The sequence below is a fragment of the Roseateles sp. P5_E4 genome, assembly GCF_054049255.1.
Genome location: NZ_JBFUMS010000010.1, coordinates 104,974 through 127,162 on the forward strand (window position 1 = coordinate 104,974; position 22,189 = coordinate 127,162).

Genomic DNA, 22,189 nt, shown 5'->3' on the forward strand with positions numbered 1-22,189 from the left:
CCATGCTGTTGAGCATCCAAGACCTCAAGGTCGCCTTCCGCATGGGCAAGGTCGACGGCGTCATGCAGCGCCAGGTGGCCGTCAAGGGCGTCAGCTTCGACGTGCCGGAGAACAGCACCGTGGCGCTGGTCGGCGAGTCGGGCTCGGGCAAGAGCGTGACGGCGATGTCCGTGCTCAACCTGCTGCCCAGCAACGCCGAGCGCGAAGGGCGCATCCTGTTCCAGGGCCGCGACCTGCTGCAGGCTTCCCTGCGCGATCTGCAGGCCATCCGCGGCCGCGACATCGCCTGCGTCTTCCAGGACCCGATGAGCTCGCTGAACCCGGTCTTCGACGTGGCCACGCAGATCCGCGAGCCGCTGATGAAGCACATGGGCATGAGCCGCCGCCAAGCGCTGGTGCGTGCCGAGGAGCTGCTCAACGAGGTCGGCATCCCCGAGCCCAAGCGGCGCCTGAGGGCCTATCCGCACGAGATGTCCGGCGGCCAGCAGCAGCGCGTGATGATCGCCGTGGCCCTGGCCTGCAGCCCGAAGCTGCTGATCGCCGACGAGCCGACGACGGCGCTGGACGTGACCATCCAGCGCCAGGTGATGGAGCTGATGGCTAGGCTCAAGGAATCGCACAAGATGAGCCTGCTGTTCATCTCCCACGACCTCGGCGTCGTCGGTGAGATCTCGGACCAGGTCGTCGTCATGCGCCACGGCCAGGTGCGCGAGAACGCACCGGTGGCGCAGATCTTCAACGACCCGCAGGACGCCTACACCAAGGCCCTGCTGGCCTGCCGGCCGTCGCTGACGGAGAACCCGGCACGCCTGATGGTCATCGACGACCACATCGCCGGCCGCGCGGCCGGCAACGACGCGAAGGTGAAGGACGACAGCGCGCCCGTCATCATGGAAGTGACCGGCCTGCAGAAAAGCTTCTGGCTCAAGGACGGCTTGTTCGGCAAGCGCGAGTTCAAGGCCGTCAAGGGTGTGAGCTTCAAGCTGCGCAAGGGCCACACGCTGGGCGTTGTTGGCGAGTCCGGCTCGGGCAAGACGACCATGGGCCTGACGCTGCTGCGCCTGCACGAACCCACCGGCGGCCAGGTGCTGTTCGAGGGCAAGGATCTGCTGAAGATGAGCGGAAGCGACTGGCAGCAGATGCGCCGGCGCATCCAGGTCGTGTTCCAGAACCCCTATGCCTCGCTGAACCCGCGCTTCACCATCGGCCAGACGCTGCGCGAGCCGATGGAGATCCACAGCATCGGCACCAGCACCGCCGACCGCGAGGCCCGTGCCGTCGCCCTGTTGAAGAAGGTGGGCCTGGACGAGAGCGCAATGGCCAAGTACCCGCACGAGTTCTCGGGCGGCCAACGCCAGCGCATTGCCATCGCGCGCTGCCTGACGCTGCAGCCCGAGGTGCTGGTGCTGGACGAGGCGGTGTCGGCGCTGGACGTGTCGGTGCAGGCCCAGGTGCTCAACCTGCTGAAGGACCTGCAGGACGAATTCGGCCTGAGCTACATCTTCATCAGCCACGACCTGGCCGTCGTCAAGTTCATCTCCGACGAGGTGCTGGTGATGCAGAACGGCGACGTTGTCGAGCAGGCACCCACGCGCGAGATCATCCAGGCCCCGCGTGAGGATTACACGCGCCGCCTGCTTGGCGCGGTGCCGCGCGGATATCAGGGGCCCGGCGCCCGACCGGCCTAGCCTGGCGATTCTTACGGTTGCGTGTAATTTCAACGGTCTCTGACGTGGGATCCGCAACAGCCAGGCCGAACCGCGCTGAAATCAGCAGCGCGGCCCGGCAAGCCCGGCCGCCAACCGTTTCGATGCATCAATCCCTGGCTTCACGATCGACGCTGTGCGCGGCGCTGGCCGCATTGGCATTGCTGTGCGCCTGCTCGCCCAGCGAGGGTCCCGGTGCGCCCGCCTCCGCCGCATCGAACGTGCCGGACGAAGGCCTGGCCCATGACCTCGAACGCATCGAGCGCGCTGCCCGCGCCAAGCCCGCGGCGCTGGAGCAGGAGCTGCGGGTCCGCGGCGAAAAGCTGCCAGCCGGCAGCGCCGCTGAGCTGGACGTGCTGGCCCTGCGTGGGTTGCTCGCCGCCTATGCACGCGACCGCGCGCTGACCGACCAGATCACCCAGCGCCTGCGCGACTGGCCAGCCGGTGAACTGCGCGCCGCGGCCGCCGTCGCAGCCGCCAGCACCAGCGCCGAATACCTGCGCTCGCACGGCGACCTGCGCGAGGCGCGCAAGACGCTGCTGGCCGTGGACGCCGCCCAGCTCAATGCCGCCGCGCCCGTGTTCCGCTGGCGCTACCACCACCAGCTCATGGCCATCGCCAGCGATTCGGGTGAACTCGACCTGTCGCTGAACCAGGGCCACGCTGCCCAGCGCCTGGCCGAACAGATCGGCCGGCCCTGGCGCGTGGCGTTGACGCTGGTGGACCTGGCCTTCACGTCCAGCCGTGCGGACACGCCGGCGCGCGCCCGCCAGCTCATCGGCCAGGCGCTCACCGAGGCCCAGAAGGACCCGGACCCGATGACGCTGAACCAGGTCTACACGATGCGTGGCATCGTCTACGCCGAGGACAGTGACTCCAGCATCACGCTACAGGCCAATTCGGATGCGCTGGAACAGGCCACGCGCGCTGGTGCCGACTCGGTGCGCGCCCTGGGCCTGGCCAACTTCGCCGACTATCACCTGCGCCAGGGCCACCCGGCGCGGGCGCTGGAACTCGCCGAGCAGGCGCTGCCGCTGGCGCGCGCGACGCGCAACATCAGCGCCGAAAGCGTCGCCCGCTCCAACATCGGCCTGGCCAAGATCGCCATGGGCCGCATCGCCGAGGGCCGCGACGACGTGCGCGCCGGCATCACGCTGGACGAACAGCAGGGCGCCATGTCCTACGCCTCCGCCGGCTGGCAGGAGCTCGCGGGTTATCTGGAACGCGCCGGCGACCTGGCCGGCGCCATCTCCGCCTACCGCGAGCATCGCCGCATGGACGAGCGCGTGCTGCGCGACGAGACCCGCAAGCTGCTGCTGGAGGCCCAGGAGCGCCAGGACGCCGAACAGCGTGCGCGCGACATCGAGCTGCTCAACCGCGACAACGCCCTCAAGGCCGAGCAGGTCCACCAGCGCAACCTGGCGCTGACGCTGTGGTCGGCCATGGGCGGCTGCGTGCTGGTGTCGCTGGGCCTGCTCTGGCAGGCCTTCCGCCGCGTGCGTCGCACCAACGAGGCGCTGGCCCACAGCAATGCCTCGCTGAAGCGCCAGAGCGAGACCGACCCCTTGACCGGGCTGGCCAACCGCCGCCACTTCCAGGCCGCGATCAAGACCCTGGCCAGCGGCGAGGGTCTGGCGGCCAGTCTCTTCCTCATCGACATCGACCACTTCAAGCGCATCAACGACAGCTTCGGCCATGCCGCCGGTGACACCGTCCTCATCGAGATTGCCGAGCGGCTGCGCCAGGCCGTGCGCGACGACGACCTCATCGTGCGCTGGGGCGGCGAGGAATTCCTTATCGTGGCACGCAGCCACGACGGCATGCTGGCGAACCAGCTGGCCCAGCGTCTGCTCGACCTGGTCGGCAGCAAGCCTGTTCTGTATGAGGGCCGTGAGGTGACTGTCACGGCCTCCATCGGCTTCGTCAGCCTGCCGGTGGCGCCGCACGGGCTGCGCCTGTCCTGGGAGCGCGCCATCGACCTCGTCGACACCGTCATGTACCTGGCCAAGGCGCATGGCCGCAACAAGGCCTATGGCGTCGAGCGCATTCATGCCGAGGATGCCCTGGCCGCGGCGCAGTTGACGGCCCGGCTGGAGGCCGCCTGGGCCGAGGGCCTGGTGGGCCTGCAGGCCCTCAGCGGCCCGGCCCGCGCGGCCGACAGCGGCTTCCATCCCGACGCCGCCAGCCGGCCGGCCAACGCATGAGAACCATTGCGTTGCTGCTGCTGCTGATGCTGGCTTCGGGCTTTGCGACCGCAGCACCGGTCACGGCCCCCGACCCGGTGGCCGAGGACACCCTGCTGGCCAACATCACCCGCCGCGCCTTCGATGCGCCCGAGGCCATGCTGGCCGAGCTGCAGCAGCGCTGGCCCACCCATGCCGAACCCGGTCAGCCGCGCGAGGCCGCCTGGCTGATGGCGCGGGGCCGTGTGCTGCTGGCCGCCGGCCAGGCCGGGGCGGCCGATGCCGTTGCCGTGCAACTGATGGGCCGCGAGGACGGCGTCGACCGCAGCTGGGTGCTGCGTGCCCTGGCTCAGGAACGTACCGGCAGATCCGCCACGGCCCTGGCTGCCCGGGCCCTGGCGGGCCTGGACAAACGCTGCCCCGTCGGCGATGAGGTGCGTGCCGTGCGCGAGCAGGGCTGCGACTTCCGCAGCGCCTGGGAGGCCCTGCGCATCCTGCAGCGCGAGCAATACGCCCAGGGCGCCTTCGCCGTCGCCGAGGCCAGCATCAGGCGAGCCCTGGCCCTGGCCCGTGCCGGCGATGACAAGCATCTGACCGCCCTCAGCCACGGCATGCTGGCGGTGGCGCAGCAGGCCCAGGACCGCATGGACGCCGCGCGTGCCGAGCTGCGTGCCGCCGCGGCCGAGGCCGCGGGCGACCTCGTGGCCGGCGCCCGCGTGCGCAACTACGAGGCCGCGGTCGAGCGCCGCGCCCGCGACATGGCGGCTTCGCGCAGCGCCGTCGAGGCCGCGCTGCTGCTGGCCGAGCAGGCCGACGCGCCCCACCTGGCCGCGCAACTGCGCTCCAACCTGGTGGACTCCTACATGCATCTGGGCATGGCCAAGGAGGCGCTGGTCGCCGGGCAGCGTGCCATGCCGGTGCTGCAGCGCTTCGGCGACCGCTTCTACGAGCGCAGCCTGCACCACAACCTGGCCGTGGCCCACATCAAGCTGCGCCAGTTCGACCAGGCCCGCCAGGAGCTCGCCAAGGTCGGCGAGTTCGGCACCGACCCGGCCGACCTGGTGCCGCGCGCCCGCGAGCTGCGTGAGCTGGGCGACACCTGGGGCGAGGCGGGCCAGTACAAGGAGGCGCTGGCGGCCCTGCATGCCGAGCGGGATCTCAACACCCGCGCCAACGAGCGCAACCGCGCGGCGGCGTTGGAGGAGCTGGGCCGCAAATACGACAGCGCCGCCAAGCAGCGCGACCTCGACCTGCTGGCCCGCGACGGCCAGCTCAAGGACCAGCAGATCTCCAACCAGCAGCTCGCGCAGCAGGTCGGCTTCGCCATCGGCGCGCTGCTGCTGCTGTCCGTCGCCCTCATCGGCGTGACGCTGGTGCGCATGCGCCGCGCCCAGGCGCGCCTCACGGCCAACCAGAGCCTGTTGCGGGCCCAGAGCGAACGCGATCCGCTGACCGACCTGTCCAACCGGCGCCACTTCCTGGCCGTCATGGACCAGAGCGCCCGCGACGCCAAGGGCGAGGGCTTTGTCGGCGCGCTGATGATGATCGACATCGACCACTTCAAGAACGTCAACGACTGGCACGGCCACGCGGCCGGCGATGCCGTCATCGTCGAGGTGGCACGCCGCATCCGCGCCGCCGTGCGCGATACCGATCTCGTGGTGCGCTGGGGCGGCGAGGAGTTCCTCGTCTTCGCGCCCGCGCTGCCTGGCGACGACCTCGCGCTGATGGCCGAGCGCGTCCTGCGCGGCATCGGCAGCCAGCCGATCGAGACCGCCGAGGGCCCGCTGCGCATCACGGTGTCGATCGGATTCGCGAGCTTCCCCCTCGGCGGCGCGGCCGGCGCGGGCCTGCGCCTGCATTGGGAGCAGGCCGTCAACTGGGCCGACATGGTGCTGTACCAGGCCAAGGCCGAGGGTCGCAACCGTGGTGTCGGCATCAGTGCCGTCGAGGCCCCCAACGCCCATGCGCTGGCCGCCGTGCTGCAGGACTTCGACGCCGCCTGCATGAATGGCCAGGTCAAGCTCAGGCAGCTGCCGGGGCCGCAATGAGGCCCCTCGTCCAAGGAGTACCTTGGCCGGCCTTGCAGGCCGCGCTGCGGCATGAGCCGCAGCCCTTCGGCAGGCACATCCCGCCCACCGGGCGCGATGTGTCCGGCCTCAGCCCCCGCGGGGGCGGCGATGCTTGCGGCATTGAGCCTCAAGCACATCGCCATGGCGGGCCGGCTAGGGAGCGGCCCGGCGCTCGGCCCGCGGGCCCCCATGCGGAGTGGCAAGCATGACACTGCCGCCGCTGCAGCGCCGCAGCTTGCTGATGTGGCTGGCCGCTTTGTCGGCGCCATCGGCTTACAGCCAGCCCAGTGGCCCATGGCCGACGCGGCCGCTGCGCATCGTCGTGCCCTATGCAGTGGGCGGCGCGGCCGACGTCGCCGCCCGTCAGCTCGCGCCCGAGCTGCAGAAGAGCCTGGGCCAGCCCGTCATCATCGACATCAAGCCCGGCGCCGACGGCAATATCGGCACCGCCGAAGTCGCCGGCGCCAGCGATGGCCACACGCTGCTGATGGGCAGCGTTGGCACGCATGTCATCAACCCGCTGCTGTGGCGCCGCCTGCCCTATGACGCGGTGAAGGATTTCGCGCCGATCAGCCTGGTCGCGACCGTGCCGCTGGTGCTCGTCATCAACCCAGGTGTCGCGCAAGCCTTGGGCGTGCGCAGCGTGAGCGACCTGGTGCACGCCGCCACCACCCAGCCTGGGCGCCTGCACATCGCCTCCGGCGGCAACGGCAACCCGACGCACCTGTCCGGCGAGCTCTTCAAGCGCCTGACCCAGACCTACATGCTGCACTTCCCCTATCGCAGCGCGGCCTCGGCCCAGCAGGACGTCATCGCCGGCAACATGGACCTGATGTTCGACTCCCTGCCCTCGGCCCTGCCGCAGATCAAGGCCGGCAAGCTGCTGGCCCTGGGCGTCACGAGTGCGCGGCGCAGCCCCAGCCTGCCGGAGCTGCCCACCGTCGAAGAAGCCGGCGGGCCGGCGCTCAAGGGCTATGAGGCCAGTGCCTGGATCGGCCTGTTTTCTCCCAGCGGCCAGCCGGCGGAGCAGCTTGCCCGCCTGCAGCGTGACAGCGTTGCCGCACTCGCCAGTCCCGCGCTGCGCGAGCGGCTGACCGCACGTGGCATGCTCGTGCATGGCGGCGGCGGGCCGGAGTTCGCTGCGCTGATTGCCGCCGAGACGGCCAAGTGGGCGCGCGTCGTCCAGCTTTCGGGCGTCAAGGTAGACAGATAGAGTGAGCCCCTCGCCCGGTCTTGCTCTGCTGGACGCGGGCAAGCCCAGTCGGTCCCCCGTGGGGACGACGATGCTTGCGGCATTGAGCCGCAAGCACATCGCCAGCGCGGGCCGGCTTGGGAGCGGCCCGGCGCTCGGCCCGAACGCGCATCACTGATGGAGATCGCCATGAAGCTGAACCGTCGCCAAGTTGCGGCCCTGGCCGGCAGCCTCGCGCTGCCCGCCGCCGCCCAGGCACCGTGGCCGAGCAAGCCCATCCGTCTCGTCGTGCCCTTCACACCCGGCGGCACGACCGACCTGCTGGCCCGTGCAATGGCGCCCGAACTGCAGCAGCGCCTGGGGCAGGCTGTCGTCGTCGACAACAAGCCTGGCGCTGGCGGCAATATCGGTTCGGCCGAGGTCGCCAAGGCCACGGACGGCCACACGCTGCTGATGGGCACCGTCGGCACGCATGCGATCAACGCGTCTCTCTACCCCAAGCTGCCCTACGACCCGGCGAAGGACTTCGCGCCCATCACGCTGGTCGCGGCCGTGCCCAATGTGCTGGTGCTCAACCCCGCCAATGCAGCGCGTTATGGCATCCGCAACGTGGCCGATCTGATCCGCGTCGCGCGCGCCAATCCCGGCAAGCTGAACATGGCGTCCAGCGGCAACGGCACGTCCATCCACCTGGCCGGCGAGCTGTTCAAGAGCATGACGGGCAGCTTCATGCTGCACTTCCCCTACCGCGGCTCGGGTCCCGCCCTGCTCGACCTGATCGCCGGCAACACCGACCTGATGTTCGACAACCTGCCCTCGGCCCTGCCGCAGATCAAGGCCGGCAAGCTGCTGGCCCTGGCCGTCACCAGCGCTCAGCGCAGCCCGGCCGTGCCCGACCTGCCCACGGTGGCCGAGGCGGGTAGCGCGGTCCTGAAGGGCTATGAAGCCAGCTCCTGGTTCGGCCTGTTGGCGCCTGCCCACCAGCCGGCCGACCAGGTCGCCCGCTTGCAGCGCGAAGCCGCGGCGGCGCTGAATACGCCGGCGCTGCGCGAACGGATGGCGGGGCAGGGCGCAGTGGCTGGTGGGGGCTCCTCCGCGGAGTTCGCGGCGCTCATCGCCAGCGAGACCCTCAAGTGGGCCAAGGTCGTGAAGGTCTCGGGCGCCAAGGTCGACTAGATGAAGCCCCTCGTCCAAGGCTTACCTTGGCCGGTCCCCCGAGAGGACGGCGATGCTTGCGGCATCGAGCCGCAAGCACATCGCCAGTGCGGGCCGGCTAGGGAGCGGCCCGTCGCTCAGCCCGCAAGACTCATTCACGGCATCGATCACCGATGAGATTCATGCCCACCTGGCGCGCCGACTTGGTCGCCGGTGCTGTTGTCGCCGTGCTGCTGATCCCGCAGAGCCTGGCCTACGCGATGCTGGCCGGCCTGCCGCCGCAGGTGGGGCTGTATGCCAGCCTGCTGCCGCTGCTGGCCTATGCGGCCCTGGGCTCCAGCCCGGTGCTGGGCCTGGGCCCGGTGGCGGTGCTGGCGCTGATGATCGCGCAGGCCCTGGGCGCGTTGCCGGCCAGCGTCAGTGCGACCGAAGGTGCGCTCGTGCTCGCAGCCGAAGTGGGCCTGCTGCTGGCGGTGGCCGCGCTGCTGCGCCTGGATGCGCTGTCCAGCCTGTTGTCGGTGCCGGCGCTGCGCGGCTTCGAGACCGGCGCGACGCTGATGATCGCGGCCGGCCAGCTGCCGGTGTTGCTGGGCAGTGCGGCGGCGGGCTTCACGCTGCCCGACCTGATCGCATCGGCCCCGCAGGGCGGCTTCGGCGTCGCCAGCGCGGTCTGGGGAGGCGCAGGCATCGCGCTGCTGCTGCTGTCGCGCCGGGCCGGCCCACGCCTGCTGGCGCGGCTGGCGCCGCTGCTGCTGCTGGTTGCGGCGATGGCGCTGTCGGCCTTCACGCCCGCCGCCATGGGCGTTGCCCAGGTCGGTGCGCTGCCGTCGCTGGTCTTGCCGCTCGGCTTGCCGCGGCTGGAGGCTGCGCTGTGGCTGCAGTTGCTACCGTCCGCAGCCCTGGTGGCCCTGATGGGTTTCGTTTCCAGCCTGGCGGTGTCGGAATCGCTGGCGCAGCGGCGTGGCGAAAAGCTGCTGCCGGCGGCCGAGATGCGCGGCCTGGCAGCGGCCAATCTGGTCGCGTCGGTCAGCGGCGGCATGCCGGTCGCGGGCAGCTTCTCGCGCAGCATCCTGCTGCACGAGGCCGGCTCGGCCAGCCGCTGGAGCCTGGTGTTCGTCTGCGCCTTCATGTTCGTCGCGATGCTGCTGCTGGCCGAGCCGCTGGCCCACCTGCCCAAGCCGGTGCTTGCCGCGACCATCGTCGTGGCGGTGCTGGGCGGCTTCACGCTGCGGCCCTACCGTGAGGCCTGGCGCTATGCGCGCGCCGAAGGGTTGTTGATGGTGGCCGTCACGGTGGCCGTGCTGTGCTGGAGCATCGCGGCCGCGCTGGCCATCGGCGTGGTGGGTTCTGTCGCGCTGCTGATCCAGCGCACGGCCCAGCCCCATGTCGCCCGCATCGGCCGCGTGCCGGGCACCCAGCATTACCGCAATCTCGAGCGCTACGCGGTCGAATGCCGGCCCGAGGTCGTGGGGCTGCGTGTCGACGAGAGCCTGGTGTTCACCAACGCCCGCGGCCTGGTCGACGCCGTGCTGGCCCATGTGCGCGAGCACCGCGAGAAGGTCGGCGCGCCGCAGCGCGTGCTGATGCTGATGGCGCCGGTCAACCACATCGATGTGTCGGGCCTGACCGCCCTGCAGGAGCTGCATGCGGCGCTGCGGGCCGAGGGGCTGAGGCTGGAGTTCTCCGAGGTCAAGGGCCCGGTGCTGGACAGGCTCAAGGCCGTCGGTTGGCTGGAGCGCTATGACGTTTCGCTCTACCTCAGCCACCACGAAGGCATCCAGGCCGGCGAACATGCCCTGAGGCCGAGTCTGGCTGACATGGACGCGCCTGGGCAGCTTTAGCCTTCATCTGCTACCGTCTTGGCCCAATTCCCGGTCCCCGGACGCCATGAACGACAAAGAGACATTGCTCGGCATCCGCCGTGGCATCGAGAAGGAAAGCCTGCGCGCCCTCCCCGGGGGCGGCCTGGCGTTGACACCGCATCCGGTGGCCCTCGGCGCGGCCCTGACCCATCCGCACATCACGACCGACTACAGCGAGTCGCAGCTGGAGCTCATCACCGGCGTGCATGCCGGTGTCGACGACTGCCTGCTGGAGCTGACCGAGGTCCACCAGGCCGTCTACCGGGCCCTTGCCGACGAGCGGCTCTGGGTGGGCTCCATGCCCTGCGGCCTGCCCACGGACGAGACCATCCCGATCGGCCGCTACGGTTCGAGCAATGTCGGCCGTGCCAAGAGCGTCTACCGCATGGGCCTGGGCCAGCGCTATGGCCGGCGCATGCAGACCATCTCGGGCATTCACTACAACTGGTCGTTGCCGGGCGTGTCGACGGAGGGCTATTTCGGTGCCATCCGCAACTTCCGCCGCGAGGGCTGGCTGCTGCTCTACCTCTTCGGCGCCAGCCCGGCGCTGTGCGACAGCTTCGTGCATGACCGCGAGCATGGCCTGCAGCGCCTCTCCAACCACACCCTCTACCTGCCGCACGCCACCTCGCTGCGCATGGGCCGGCTGGGCTACCAGAGCGACGCGCAGTCCAGCATCGCCGTCACCTACAACTGCCTGGAGAGCTATGCGGCCTCGCTGCAGGAGGCGCTGAGCCGGCCTTATCCGCCTTATGAGGCCATTGGCGTGCAGACGCCCGGCGGCGACTACAACCAGCTCTCCACCAGCCTGCTGCAGATCGAGAACGAGTTCTACAGCACCATTCGCGCCAAACGGGTGATCCGCTCCGGCGAGCGGCCGCTGCATGCGCTGCGCGAGCGCGGCGTCGAATACATCGAGGTGCGGCTGATGGACCTCGACCCCTTCGAGCCGGTCGGCATCGGTGCCGACGCCATCCGCGTGCTGGACGCCTTCCTGCTGCACTGCCTGAAGAGCGACAGCCCCGACGACACGCCCGACGAGATCGCCGCCAACAGCCGCAACCAGCACCGCGTGGCCGCCCGTGGCCGGGAGCCGGGCCTGATGCTGGAGCATTGGCGCGGGGGTGAGCGCAGCCTCGCCGACTGGGCCGGCGAGATCCTCGCCGCCTGCGCTGTGCACGCCGCAGCCCTTGACGCGGCCCATGGCGGCGACGCCTACCGCGCGGCCCTGCGCCGCGTCGGCCAGCGCCTGCAGCAGCCCGAGCTCTGCCCATCGGCGCGCGTGCTGACTGTGATGGCCCAGGACTTCGACGACAGCTATGTCGGCTTCACCCGCCGCCAGAGCGATGCCACGCGTGCGGCCCTGCTGGCGCTGCCGTTTCCAGACGAGCTGCAACGCCGCTTCGAGAAGATGGCGGCCGAGTCGCTGGCCGAGCAGGCCCGCATCGAGGCGGCCGACACCATGGATTTCGAGGAGTTCCGGCGCTTCTACGTGGCGCCGGCGCGGATGGCGGTTTAGGGCCGTTCGGCCCTAAATGCTGGGGTCCAGCGTTGCGTAGACCGACGAGCTGAAGCGCGGCCGGTCGTCCTGCGCGTCCTTCGCCCAGCGCGTCAGGTCCTCGGCCGGCATCGGGCGCGCGAACAAAAAGCCCTGCAGCTTGTCGCAGCGTTTGCCGCGCAGCACCTCGGCCTGGCCTTCGGTCTCGACCCCTTCTGCCACCACCTGCAGGCCTAGCGCATGGGCCAGTTCGATGACGGCCCTGACGATGGCGCGGGCGTCGGCGCTGCTCTCCAGGTCCTGGATGAAGCTGCGATCGATCTTGAGCTGCGACACCGGCAGGCGACGCAGATAGGCCAGGCTGGAATAGCCGGTGCCGAAATCGTCAATGGACAGGCACAGACCGAGTTCGGCCAGGCGCTGCAGTGAGCGTTCGGTGGCGGTGGCGTCGTCCATCGCGACGGACTCGGTGATCTCGCAGGTCAGTTGGCGGGCGTCGACGCCATACTGGGCCAGCGCCTCCTCGAAGCGGCGCACCAGGGCGTCGGGCTGGCGCAGCTGCTGCACCGACAGGTTGATGGCCACGCGCATCTGCAGGCCCGCCTCACGCCAAAGTGCAATCTGGCGGCAGGACTCCTTGATGACCCAGTCGCCCAGCGGCACGATCAGGCCGAAGCGCTCGGCCACGGGAACGAAGACGACCGGGCTGATCGCACCGCGCTGCGGATGCTGCCAGCGCAGCAGCGCCTCGACGCCCCTGACTTCGCCCTGGGCAGTGGCGATCTTGGGCTGGTAATGCAGGGCCAGGCGGCCGCTGCCGGTTTCGCCGGCCAGCGTGGCGCGCAGGTCGCGGGCCAACTCGACCTGCTCGCGCACGCCGGCCTGCATATGCGCCTCGAAGAACGCAAAACCATTGCCGCCCGCACGTTTGACCGCCTGCGCCGCCGAATCCGCCTGGGCCACCAGCGCCTCGCCGGGCCCGCTGCCGTCGTACAGCGCAATGCCGACCGAGGCCGACAGCCGCAGCGGCTGGCTGCCGGCGCCGGGCACGCCGGTCATGGGCTCGGCCAGCGCGTCCAGCAGGCGTTGGGCGATCTGGGCCAGCGTCGTCTCGCCGACATCGCCCTCTACCATCAGCACGAATTCATCGGCGGCCAGCCGGGCCAGGGTGTCATGGCCGCGGGCCAGGCCCTCCAGCCGGTGGGCGGTTTCGCGCAGCACCTGGTCGCCGGCCGCCAGGCCGAAGCTGTCATTGATGGGCTTGAAACCGTCCAGGTTGACGGCCAGCAAGGCCAGGCGGGCGCCCTCGCGGTGGCCGCGCGCGGCGGCATGCTGCAGGCGGTCGTCCAGCAGCTGGCGGTTGGCCAGGCCGGTCAGCGGGTCCCGCAACGCGATTTCCTGCAGCTCGGTCGTGGCGGCCTGCAGGGACTGCTGCAGCCGGTTGGTGCGGCGCTGGCCGCGGGCGTCCAGGGCCGAGGTGATCAGCGTCAGCAGCAGCAGCGCGAAGGTGGCGCCGGCGACGAGATTGCCGAGGTTGTCGCCGCGCAGCGCGTCGGCGCTGAGGCAGACCGTGCCTTCGGCAATGTCGGCGGCGGCCATGCCGGTGTAGTGCATGCCGGCCACGGCCGCACCCATGACGAGGGCCGCGACGAGCTGGCCCCAGCGGGCCCAGGCCCGCGGCAGCCTGCGCAGGCCGAAGAAGATGATGAGGGCCGCGGCGGCTGCGCCGGTGGCGACGGCGACCGAGGCCGCCACCAGGCCCCAGTGCCACTGGATGCCGGGGGCCAGCACCAGGGCGGCCATGCCGGTGTAGTGCATGGCGCAGATGCCAGCGCCCATGCTGATGGCGCCCACGGCCAGGCGGGTGGGCGTCAGCGCCTCTCCGGCCGCAACGCGCAGCGCGATGGCCGACACGCCCACGGCCGCGAGCCAGCTCAGCAGTGTGACGGCGCTGTCATAGCCGACGAGGAAGGGCAGCTTGAGGGCCAGCATGCCGACGAAATGCATGGCCCAGATGCCCGTGCCCATGGACAGCGAACCGGCAATCCACCAGGTGCGGGCGACCAGCGCATCGGGCGTGCGCACGCGTTGGGCGAGGTCCAGCGCCACATAGGAGGCGAAGGCAGCGGTCAGGTAGGACAGCACCACGACCGCCGGATCGAAGCGCAGCGCGAGTACGGCAGCGGACATGCCGCCAGTATGAAAGCCCGACGCAAGATTGGCCCGGCGCCATTCGCTTGCTGCGTGAAGGGGTGCCGGAACCCACGGCTCACGCTGGGGAGATGCGTGCAACGTGACCGGCCTCGCGCCCCACGGGGCGCGGATGGGCCTCTTGGCACAGGGCCGCAGGTCCCGGCGCACCAGCGCCGAGCGGCTCGCGCCAGCGAGCTGCGTGCCAAGTGACCAACAAAAAAAGACCCGGTCAGCAGGCTGCCGGGTCGTGAAGCCCTCAGGGTAGAGGGCGTCGTTGGGATGGAGGCACTCTAGAGCTTCGGCCGGCGCCCCGGTGGGCAATATTCACTTGCACTGCCCATAATCCCGCCATGTCAGCCCCCCAGCACCGCCCCACCGAAGCCCTGTCCGAAGCCGATCTGGAGCGCCTGCAGGCTCTGCTTGACGCCTTGCCGGCGCCGCTGGAACCGCTGGACGTCAGCATGGCCGACGGCTATCTCTGTGGCGTGCTGCTGCAGCCTTCAGTCGTGTCGCTGGAACAGTGGCTGCCGCCGCTGTTGGACAGCGAGGGGCGACCCATTCCCCAGCGCATCAGCGACGAGTTGATCGGGCTGCTGCGCCGCCGCCACAAGGAGCTGAACCTGGCCATCGTCGGTCGGCAGTGGTTCGACCCCTGGGTGTTCGAGCTCGACGAGGATGCCAGCCCCAGCGAAACCGTGCTGCCGTGGGTGGCCGGCTTTGCGCATGCGCTGGATGCCCATCCAGCACTGATGAAGCTGCCCGAGGAACCGCTGCTGGAGCCGCTGGCGGCCCTCTATCTGCACCTGGACCCGGACGACCTCGAGGACGCCGATACGCTGCTCGAGGAGATCGAGTCGCTGGAGCCGCCGACCGACCTGGAAGAAGCGGTCGAGGGGCTGGTCAGCGCGGTGTTGATGCTGGCGGACGTGTCTAGGCCATTGAAGCCGCAGCCGGCCCAAAAAGCCGTCGGGCGTGCAGGCCCAGGCCGGTCGCGACCGAAGCAAAGCGGTCGCCGCTGACGCGCGCCGCGGCGGGGAAGCCGGCGGCCATGCCGTCCACCAGCAGGCGCAGCCCGGTCGAGCCGCCGGTGAAGTAAAGGGCGTCGATCTGGCCGGCCTTCAGGCCGGCAAGCGCCACGGTTTCGTGGGCGGTCGAGATGATGCGGTCGAGGTCGGCGCGCAGCGCGTCCACCGCGGTCTTCTCGCTCAGCGGCAGCACCAGGCCGGTCTCGATGTGACCGAGGTCCACCGTCGTGTCCTCGCCGCCCGACACGGCAATCTTGGCGCCCTCGGCGCGAGCGGCCAACTCGTGGCCCAGGCGCTCCTCCAGCACCGTCATCAGCCGGGCGTGCTGGCGCACGTCGCTGAACCAGCTCTTCATGCCGCGCCACTCGGCCACGCGCAGCGGCGAGTAGCAGGTGTTGATCAGATGCCAGGTGGCCAGGTCGAAATAGATGCCGCTGGGCACCTCGCGTCCGCTGGGTCCCGTGGTGCGGTAGCCGAACTCCTGCAGCAGGCCGGCGAGTTCGATGTGGCGGTCGAAATCGGTGCCGGCGATGTGGATGCCGTGGCTGGCCAGGATGTCGTCGCGGCGCGCCAGGCGCTGCATGCGCTCGGGGCCGACGCGCACGATGGAGAAGTCGCTGGTGCCGCCACCGATGTCGGCGACCAGCACGACCTGTTCGCGCGTCGCCTGCTGCTCGAAGTCGAAGGCCGCCGCGATCGGTTCGTACTGGAAATGCACCTCGCGAAAGCCGACCGCGCGGGCACAGGCCTCCAGCTGGGCCTGGGCGGCCGCATCGCGCTCGGGCTCACTGTCGACGAAGAACACCGGCCGGCCCAGCACGGCGCGCTCGGGTTCGCCGGCCAGGCGGCGCAGCCGCTTCAGGTAGCCGGCGACGATGTCCGAATACTTGGCGCCGCGGCCGCCGCCCACGTCGGTGGTCTGGTCGATGAGGGGCGAGCCGAGGATGCTCTTCATCGAGCGCATCAGCCGGCCGTCGTGGCCCTCGACATAGGCAGCCACGGCGGCGCGGCCGAAGGCGCGCGGCGGGCCGTCGGCGTCGTGGGCGCCTTCGGTGAAGTAGAAGACCGCGGTCGGCATCGTGCGTTGAGCCGGTTCCAGCTCGATGAGATGCATCTCGCCGGCGGCCGTGCTGGCATTGGGCACCGCCACCGCGGAATTCGACGTGCCGAAGTCAATCGCGCAAAAAGGGGGAGGGGCAATCATTCGAATTACGGCCCTGGGAGGCCAGTCCTGACAAGTCCTGAAAAGTTCGGAGGAAAGGGCGCGGATTCTAGGAACACAATCGCGCGCCTGATTTGCGGAGATTCGATGAAGACGCGCCATTTCGCTCCCCTCCTGCTGGCTGCCGCACTGGCGGCCTGCGGCCAACGTTCCGAGCAGGACCTGCTCGCCGCCGCGCAAAAGCGCATGGAGCAGAAGGACGTCGGCGGTGCTGTCATTGAACTGAAGAATCTGCTGCAGCAGAACCCCGAGAACGCCAAGGCCCGGCATCTACTGGGCAAGGCGCTGCTGGATGCCGGTGACGTAGCCGGCGCCGAGATCGAGTTGCGCCGGGCCTGGGAGCTGGGCGCGCCGCGCGACGAACTGGCGCCGCTGCTGGCGCAAACGCTGCTGCTGTCGGGCCAGTCGCGCAAGTTGATCGGCGAATTCTCCGACCAGACCCTGGCCGACCCCGTGGCCCAGTCGACGTTGCAGCAATACCTGGCCATGGCTTTCCTGGCTCAGGGCAACGTGACCGAAGCGAAGGCGGCGGCCGGGCGAGCCCTGCAGCTGCAGCCCGAGTCCGAGGACGCCATCATCGTCAGCGCCCGCACCAAGGTGGCCGCCGGCTTTCCCGACGAGGCCCTCGCGGCGCTGGACCAGCTGATCCTGAAGAACCCCAAGGCGGGCAAGGCGCTGCTGCTCAAGGCCGAGGTGCTGCTGGCGCGCGGCAAGATGGATGAGGCCGAGCCGCTGCTGCGCGAAGTGCTGGTGCTGGATCCGCGCTCCTACGACGCGCGCTCGCTGCTGCTGCGCCTGGCGTTCGGTCGCCAGCAGATCGACGTGGCGACCAAGCTCGTCGACGAAATGCCGCCGGATCTCGCCAAGAAGCCGCAGGGTCGTTTCATGCAGGGCCAGCTCGCGCTGGCCAAGGGTGATGCGGCCAAGGCGAAAGAGCTGGCCGTGCCCCTGCTCAAGGTGATGCCCAACTACCTGCCGCTGCTGCGCCTGGCCTCGGGAGCCCATCAGCAGTTGGGCGAGCTTGCCGACGCGGAGAACCTGCTCAACCAGGCCCTCAAGCTCGCGCCTGAGGACCTGGCGCTGCGCCGCCAGTTCGCCGGGCTGCAGCTGCAGCGGCGCTCGCCCGCCAAGACGCTGGAGACGCTGCGCCCGATGCTTGAAAGCGGCCGCGCCGACGCCGACTCCCTGCTGATGGCCGGCAAGGCCCAGCTGATGCAGGGCAATTTCGAGGCTGCCGATCAGGCCTTCGGTGCCGCCGCCAAGCTGCGCCCTGACGACGCCAAGACCACCGCGGCCCTGGCACTGTCGGCCATCATTCGCGACAGCGCTGCGCCGGGCGGCGCCAGCCGGGCCAAAGCCGACGCGGCCATGAACCAGCTGCGCGACATTGCCGCCAAGGACAGCGGCAGCAGTTACGACCTGATGCTGATCAATGCGCTGCTGCGGCGCAATGACCTGCCTGCGGCCCTGGCAGCCCTGGACAGGCTAGCGCCCAAGATGAAGGACAGCCCGGTGCCGGACGGCCTGCGTGGGCGGATCCACCTCGTCCGCAAGGACACGGCGGCGGCGCAAGCCTCCTTCGAAGCCTCGCTGAAGGCCGATGCCGGCTATCTGCCCGCCGTGCTGGGCCTGGTCACGCTGGACATGCAGGCCAACCGCAGCGAGGCCGCCGTCAAGCGCCTGGAGAGCTTCGTCACGACCCAGCAGCATTCGCCGCAGGCCCGCCTGGCCCTGGCCGACCTGCTGGCGCAGACGCGTGCGCCGGTCGATCGCGTCACCGAGGTGCTCGCCGCCGGCGTGCGCGAGGAGCCGACCGAGGCCGCCCTGCGCGTGTCGTTGATCGACCACTACCTGCGCAACGGCGACGCCGCCAAGGCCGCCCAGGCGGCGCAGGAGGCCGCCGCCGCCCTGCCGCTCAACGCCGACCTGCTGGAGCGCCTGGCGCGCACCCAGCTAGCGTCGGGCGACAAGGCCCAGGCTGCCAAGACCTACGCGCGCCTGACGGTGATGGCGCCCACGCGCGCCCAAGGCTGGCTGGGCCTGGCCCAGCTGCGCTTCATGGAGAAGGACGACGCGGGCGCCGAGCGCGAAGTCAAGCGCGCGCTGGAAGCCGAACCGGCCTCCGTGCCGGCTCAGCGGCTGCTGATCCAGCTCGCCGCCCGCCAGGGCCGCGTCGACGAAGCGCTGACCGCCCTGCGCGAGCGCCAGAAGAAGAATCCGCAGGAGGCCTTTGCGCTGATGGCGGAGGCCGAGATCGAGAGCAATCGCCAGCACTACGACGGCGCCATCGCGGCCCTGCGCAAGGCCGTCGCCCTGCGCGAGCCGGCCGACGCCGCACCGCGTCTGTTCTCGGTGTTGATGGCGGCCAAGAAGCGTGACGAGGCGCAGGCCTTCGAGACCCAGTGGGCGGCTGCGCACCCGCAGGACCAGAGCTTCCCGGCAGCCACGGCCGACATCCTGCTGGCCCGCGGCGAACTCGACCCGGCGCTCGCCCGCTATGAAGCCCTGCTCAAGCGCAACCCTGACGCGCTGCCCATCATCAACAACGTCGCCTGGCTGCGCAGCAAGACCGGCAAGCCCGGTGCGCGCGAACTGGCCGAACGTGGCCTCAAGCTCAACCCCGACTACGCGGCCTTGCGAGACACCTATGCCACCGTGCTGGCCAACGAAAAGGACTTCAGCAAGGCGATCAGCGCGCAGCGCCAGCTCATCAGCGACCAGCCCGACCAGCCGGCCTACAAGCTCAACCTGGCACAGATCCTGATCCAGTCCGGCGACAAGCCGGCCGCCAAGGCGGAGCTTGAAGGCCTGGCCAAGCTGGGCAAGAAGTTCCCGCAGCAGGCCCAGGTCGAGGCGCTGCTGAAGACGCTCTGATCAGACCGAACCGTAGAAGCCGAAGGCCATGCCCGGCTTTCGGCCAGCGATCAACTCGGCCATCGCATGGCCCGAGCCGGCGCCATGCGTCCAGCCCAGGGTGCCGTGGCCGGCGTTGATCCACAGGTTGCGAGCCTTCTTGCTGCGGCCGATGTAGGGGATGTTGGTCGGCGTGCTGGGGCGCAGGCCGGTCCAGTAGTTGGGCTCGCTGGTGTCGGCCACACCGGGAAAGAGTTCCTCGTAGCGCTTGACCAGGGCGGCACAGCGCACCCGGGCCGTCGGTGAATCGAGGTTGAGGTCGAAGCCCGACAGCTCGGCCGTGCCGGCGATGCGGATGTGGTCGCCCAGGCGCGAGATGGCGATCTTGCGGGTGTCGTCCAGCAGGCTGACAACGCTGGCGGCCTCGGGCTTCTTCAGCCGCAGCGTGGCCGAGTAGCCCTTGGCGGGATAGATGTTCAGGTGCTCGCCGAGAGGCTGAACCAGGGCCGGCGTGTACGAGCCCATGGCGGCGACGAAGGCATCGGCTTTCAACATCAGGCGCTCGCCGCTGCGTATGTGGGCGACCTGCACGGACTCGATGCCGTCGCCCGCGCGCTGCAGTCCGAGGATGTCGTGCTCGTACAGGAATTGCGCGCCGCGTTCGGCGCACAGCCGGGCGAGCTTCTGCGTGAAGACCTTGGCGTCACCGCTTTCGTCGCTGGGCGTGAAGGTGCCGCCGAAGATGCGGTTGCCGAAGGCCGCCAGCGCCGGCTCGACCTTCAGCACCTCCTCACGGCCCAGCACGCGGCGGTCCACGCCATGGCGTCGCATGATCTCGGCGCCGGCGGCGCCGTTGTCGAAGTCGGCCTGGCTGGAGAAGAAATGCAGGATGCCGCGCTCCAGGCGGTCATATTCGATGCCGGTGCGCGCGACAAGATCTTTCAGCGAGGCATGCGAGTAGCGGCCCAGCTGCACGAGTTCCTCGACATTGCGCTCGAAGGCGGCGTTCGTGCACTGCATCAGGAAGGCCAGGCCCCAGCGCCACTGGTTGGGGTCCAGGCGCGGACGGAACAGCAGCGGCGAGTCGTCGCGCAACAGCCACTTGGCCACCTTGAAGGGTGCGCCGGCATTGGCCCAGGGTTCGCAGAAGCTGACCGAGATCTGCGCGCCGTTGGCGAAGCTGGTCTCCAGCGCGGCGTCCGGCTGGCGGTCGACGACGATGACCTCATGCCCCTCGTCGAGCAAATACCAGGCGGTGGCGATGCCGATGATGCCGGCGCCGAGAACGACGATCTTCATGGCTGTCCTTTTGAGTTCTTAGAGGGGTTGCAGGAGGAGTTGTAAACCCAGCGCGGCCATCAGCACAGCGACGAGGGCATCGATGACCCGCCAGGTGTGGGCGCTGCGCAACCGCGGCGCCGCCGCCGCCGCGCCGAAACCGAGCAGGCCAAACCACATCGCCGACGCCAGGCCGGCCCCGGCCGCGAAGGCGGTGCGCAGCTCGGCCGGCTGGCGCGCACCCAGGCCGCCGAGCAGCACGACGGTGTCCAGGTAGACGTGGGGATTCAGATAGGTGAAGGCAAAAGCGGCCGACAAGGTGGCGCCGAGGCTGGACGCGGCTGTTGCGGCATCCAGCCCGGGGGCGGGACGCCAGGCGCGCCGGGCGGCGAGCAGCGCGTAAATGAGCAGGAAGGCGGCGCCACCGAAGCGAAACACTTCCAGCAGAAGCGGCTGGCCCTGGATCAGCACACCGAGGCCGAAGACGCCCAGCGCAATCAGCAGCCAGTCCGACAGCGTGCAGACCGCGACGACGGCGCCGACGTGTTCCCGCTTGAGGCCTTGGCGCAGCACCAGCGCGTTCTGGGCACCAATGGCCAGGATGAGGCCGGCGCCCATGGCCCAGCCCTGCGCAAAGACGGCGGGCGCGGTTGCAGAGGCCAGAGCGGAGGCGGGCATCGGCAGATTCTCTGCATCGGCAGGCAATTCAAGAAGTGTCATTCATATTATTGGCCATACATTAGCAGTGCTAATGAATGACTTCGATCACGCCGCGCTGGACTGCCTGGCCGCCCTGGCCGACGAGCAGGGCTTCGAGCGTGCCGCCCAGCGCCTGTCGATCACGCAGAGCGCCGTGTCGCAACGCTTGCGGTCGCTGGAGGCCCAGGTCGGCCAGCCGCTGGTGGTGCGCTCGCGGCCGCTGCGGCTGACGGAGGCGGGCAAGGTGCTGCTGCGCTTTGCCCGGCAGTTGCAGGCGCTGCGCGTGGATGTGGCACGAGAACTGGGCGAGCGCGTCGCGCCGCAATCGCGCCTGGCCATTGCCGTCAACGCCGACAGCCTGGCGACCTGGGTGCCCGCAGCGCTGGACGCGCTCGTGCAGCGGGGCCTGCGTGAGGGCTATGGGCTGGAGCTCGTTGTCGACGACCAGGACTTCACCCACGACAGCCTGCGCCAGGGCGCGGTGCTCGGCTGCATGTCCACAGTGGCCGAGGCGCTGCAGGGCTGCCGGGTGCAGGCCCTGGGCGTCATGCGTTATGTGGCAGTGGCCAGCCCGGGTTTCCTGGCGAGCCAGTTGCCCGAAGGTTTGCACGCCGGCAACTTCGCCGACACCCCATTTCTCGTCTTCAACCGCAAGGACGACACGCAGGTGCAATGGGTGTCACAGGCCTTCGGCGTGCGCGGACCAAGGCTGCGCGAACGCTTTGTGCCGTCCAGCGAAGCCTATGTGCGCGCCGCCGCCATGGGTTGGGGCGTGGGCGTGGCGCCCGAGATCCAGGTTCGCGCCCTTGTCGAAGCCGGCCAGCTCGTCGTGCTCAGGCCGGAGATCGGCGTCGACGTGGCGCTGTACTGGCACCAATGGCAGTTGCAAGGGCGGGGCGCCCTGCTGGATCAGATCGGCCAGGCCCTGGCGGACGGCGCCAAGCTTGCGCTGGGCTGATCAGCGAGTGGCCGTCACTGGAGCCGATGCGGCCGTTGTCGGTGCTGCCACCTGGGCGAGCATCAAGTTGGTGCCGCCCTGTTCGGGATGTATGGCACTCGCCATCCACAACGTACAGACGAGCACGGTGGCAATCAGGCCGCTGGCGACCCACTTCAACAGTTCTGAACTCATGCAAAAAGCCGGGGGGCTTGGAGGTGGGGCAGCTTAAGCGCCGGACCCTGCGAACGTATCCTGAGCTCTAGGGAGGCGCAGAAAAGAATTGCAAAAGCGCAACGCTCCCCTCGGATCGG

15 protein-coding genes are annotated in these 22,189 nt (G+C 69.8%); 10 read left to right on the forward strand and 5 right to left on the reverse strand.

The genetic code is table 11. The annotated features are described in order from the left end of the window. Nucleotides 1-2: 2 nt before the first annotated feature. The 7 genes from ACXJLH_RS19830 to gshA all read left to right on the forward strand — a co-directional run bounded on the left by ACXJLH_RS19830 (nucleotide 3) and on the right by gshA (nucleotide 11,689). Entirely contained in the window at nucleotides 3-1,688 is a 1,686-nt protein-coding gene (locus tag ACXJLH_RS19830) for an ABC transporter ATP-binding protein (RefSeq protein ID WP_457445837.1), read from the forward strand. Nucleotides 1,689-1,810: 122 nt separating this feature from the next. Further along, the gene (locus ACXJLH_RS19835; protein WP_457445838.1) at nucleotides 1,811-3,910 is read left to right on the forward strand and encodes a diguanylate cyclase; all 2,100 of its coding nucleotides are present in this window, start codon (nucleotides 1,811-1,813) and stop codon (nucleotides 3,908-3,910) included. Continuing rightward, on the forward strand, nucleotides 3,907-5,940 hold the full coding sequence (locus ACXJLH_RS19840) for a diguanylate cyclase (RefSeq protein ID WP_457445839.1): 2,034 nt from the start codon (nucleotides 3,907-3,909) through the stop codon (nucleotides 5,938-5,940). Before ACXJLH_RS19835 ends, ACXJLH_RS19840 begins: the two co-directional genes overlap by 4 nt. 226 nt (nucleotides 5,941-6,166) lie before the next feature. Further along, on the forward strand, nucleotides 6,167-7,174 hold the full coding sequence (locus ACXJLH_RS19845) for a Bug family tripartite tricarboxylate transporter substrate binding protein (RefSeq protein ID WP_457445840.1): 1,008 nt from the start codon (nucleotides 6,167-6,169) through the stop codon (nucleotides 7,172-7,174). Between the two features lie 168 nt (nucleotides 7,175-7,342). After that, complete coding sequence (locus tag ACXJLH_RS19850; RefSeq protein ID WP_457445841.1) at nucleotides 7,343-8,329, forward strand: tripartite tricarboxylate transporter substrate binding protein; 987 nt, start codon at nucleotides 7,343-7,345, stop codon at nucleotides 8,327-8,329. Between the two features lie 152 nt (nucleotides 8,330-8,481). Continuing rightward, nucleotides 8,482-10,149 carry a SulP family inorganic anion transporter gene (locus ACXJLH_RS19855; RefSeq protein WP_457445842.1) on the forward strand — a complete coding sequence of 556 codons (1,668 nt, stop codon included), beginning with the start codon at nucleotides 8,482-8,484 and terminating at the stop codon, nucleotides 10,147-10,149. Nucleotides 10,150-10,195: 46 nt separating this feature from the next. Continuing rightward, a complete protein-coding gene (gshA, locus tag ACXJLH_RS19860) occupies nucleotides 10,196-11,689 on the forward strand; it encodes a glutamate--cysteine ligase (protein ID WP_457320587.1) in 1,494 nt (497 codons plus the stop codon). A gap of 12 nt (nucleotides 11,690-11,701) precedes the next feature. On the opposite strand, the gene ACXJLH_RS19865 is transcribed toward gshA, so the two are convergent. Further along, nucleotides 11,702-13,858, reverse strand: a complete 2,157-nt coding sequence (locus ACXJLH_RS19865; protein WP_457445843.1) for a putative bifunctional diguanylate cyclase/phosphodiesterase — start codon at nucleotides 13,856-13,858, stop codon at nucleotides 11,702-11,704. Nucleotides 13,859-14,211: 353 nt separating this feature from the next. On the opposite strand from ACXJLH_RS19865, the gene ACXJLH_RS19870 reads away from it, so the two are divergent. Continuing rightward, a complete protein-coding gene (locus tag ACXJLH_RS19870) occupies nucleotides 14,212-14,880 on the forward strand; it encodes a YecA/YgfB family protein (protein WP_457389762.1) in 669 nt (222 codons plus the stop codon). On the opposite strand, the gene ACXJLH_RS19875 is transcribed toward ACXJLH_RS19870, so the two are convergent. Beyond that, nucleotides 14,792-16,090, reverse strand: coding sequence for an Hsp70 family protein (locus ACXJLH_RS19875; RefSeq protein WP_056191644.1), 1,299 nt, complete (start codon nucleotides 16,088-16,090; stop codon nucleotides 14,792-14,794). The two genes, ACXJLH_RS19870 and ACXJLH_RS19875, sit on opposite strands and share 89 nt — an antisense overlap. 105 nt (nucleotides 16,091-16,195) lie before the next feature. Between ACXJLH_RS19875 and prsT the strand changes: the two genes are divergently transcribed. Next, on the forward strand, nucleotides 16,196-18,982 hold the full coding sequence (gene prsT, locus ACXJLH_RS19880; protein ID WP_457445844.1) for an XrtA/PEP-CTERM system TPR-repeat protein PrsT: 2,787 nt from the start codon (nucleotides 16,196-16,198) through the stop codon (nucleotides 18,980-18,982). Here prsT and ACXJLH_RS19885 read toward each other — a convergent pair whose 3' ends face one another. Then, nucleotides 18,983-20,260: a D-amino acid dehydrogenase gene (locus ACXJLH_RS19885; RefSeq protein ID WP_457445845.1), complete on the reverse strand. Its 1,278-nt coding sequence runs from the start codon at nucleotides 20,258-20,260 to the stop codon at nucleotides 18,983-18,985. A gap of 18 nt (nucleotides 20,261-20,278) precedes the next feature. Further along, nucleotides 20,279-20,917 carry a LysE/ArgO family amino acid transporter gene (locus ACXJLH_RS19890; protein WP_457445846.1) on the reverse strand — a complete coding sequence of 213 codons (639 nt, stop codon included), beginning with the start codon at nucleotides 20,915-20,917 and terminating at the stop codon, nucleotides 20,279-20,281. Nucleotides 20,918-20,990: 73 nt separating this feature from the next. Here ACXJLH_RS19890 and ACXJLH_RS19895 point away from each other — a divergent pair, with 73 nt between their 5' ends. Next, entirely contained in the window at nucleotides 20,991-21,896 is a 906-nt protein-coding gene (locus ACXJLH_RS19895) for a LysR family transcriptional regulator ArgP (protein ID WP_457389758.1), read from the forward strand. On the opposite strand, the gene ACXJLH_RS19900 is transcribed toward ACXJLH_RS19895, so the two are convergent. Further along, nucleotides 21,897-22,070, reverse strand: a complete 174-nt coding sequence (locus ACXJLH_RS19900; protein WP_157281035.1) for a hypothetical protein — start codon at nucleotides 22,068-22,070, stop codon at nucleotides 21,897-21,899. Between the last annotated feature and the right edge of the window lie 119 nt (nucleotides 22,071-22,189).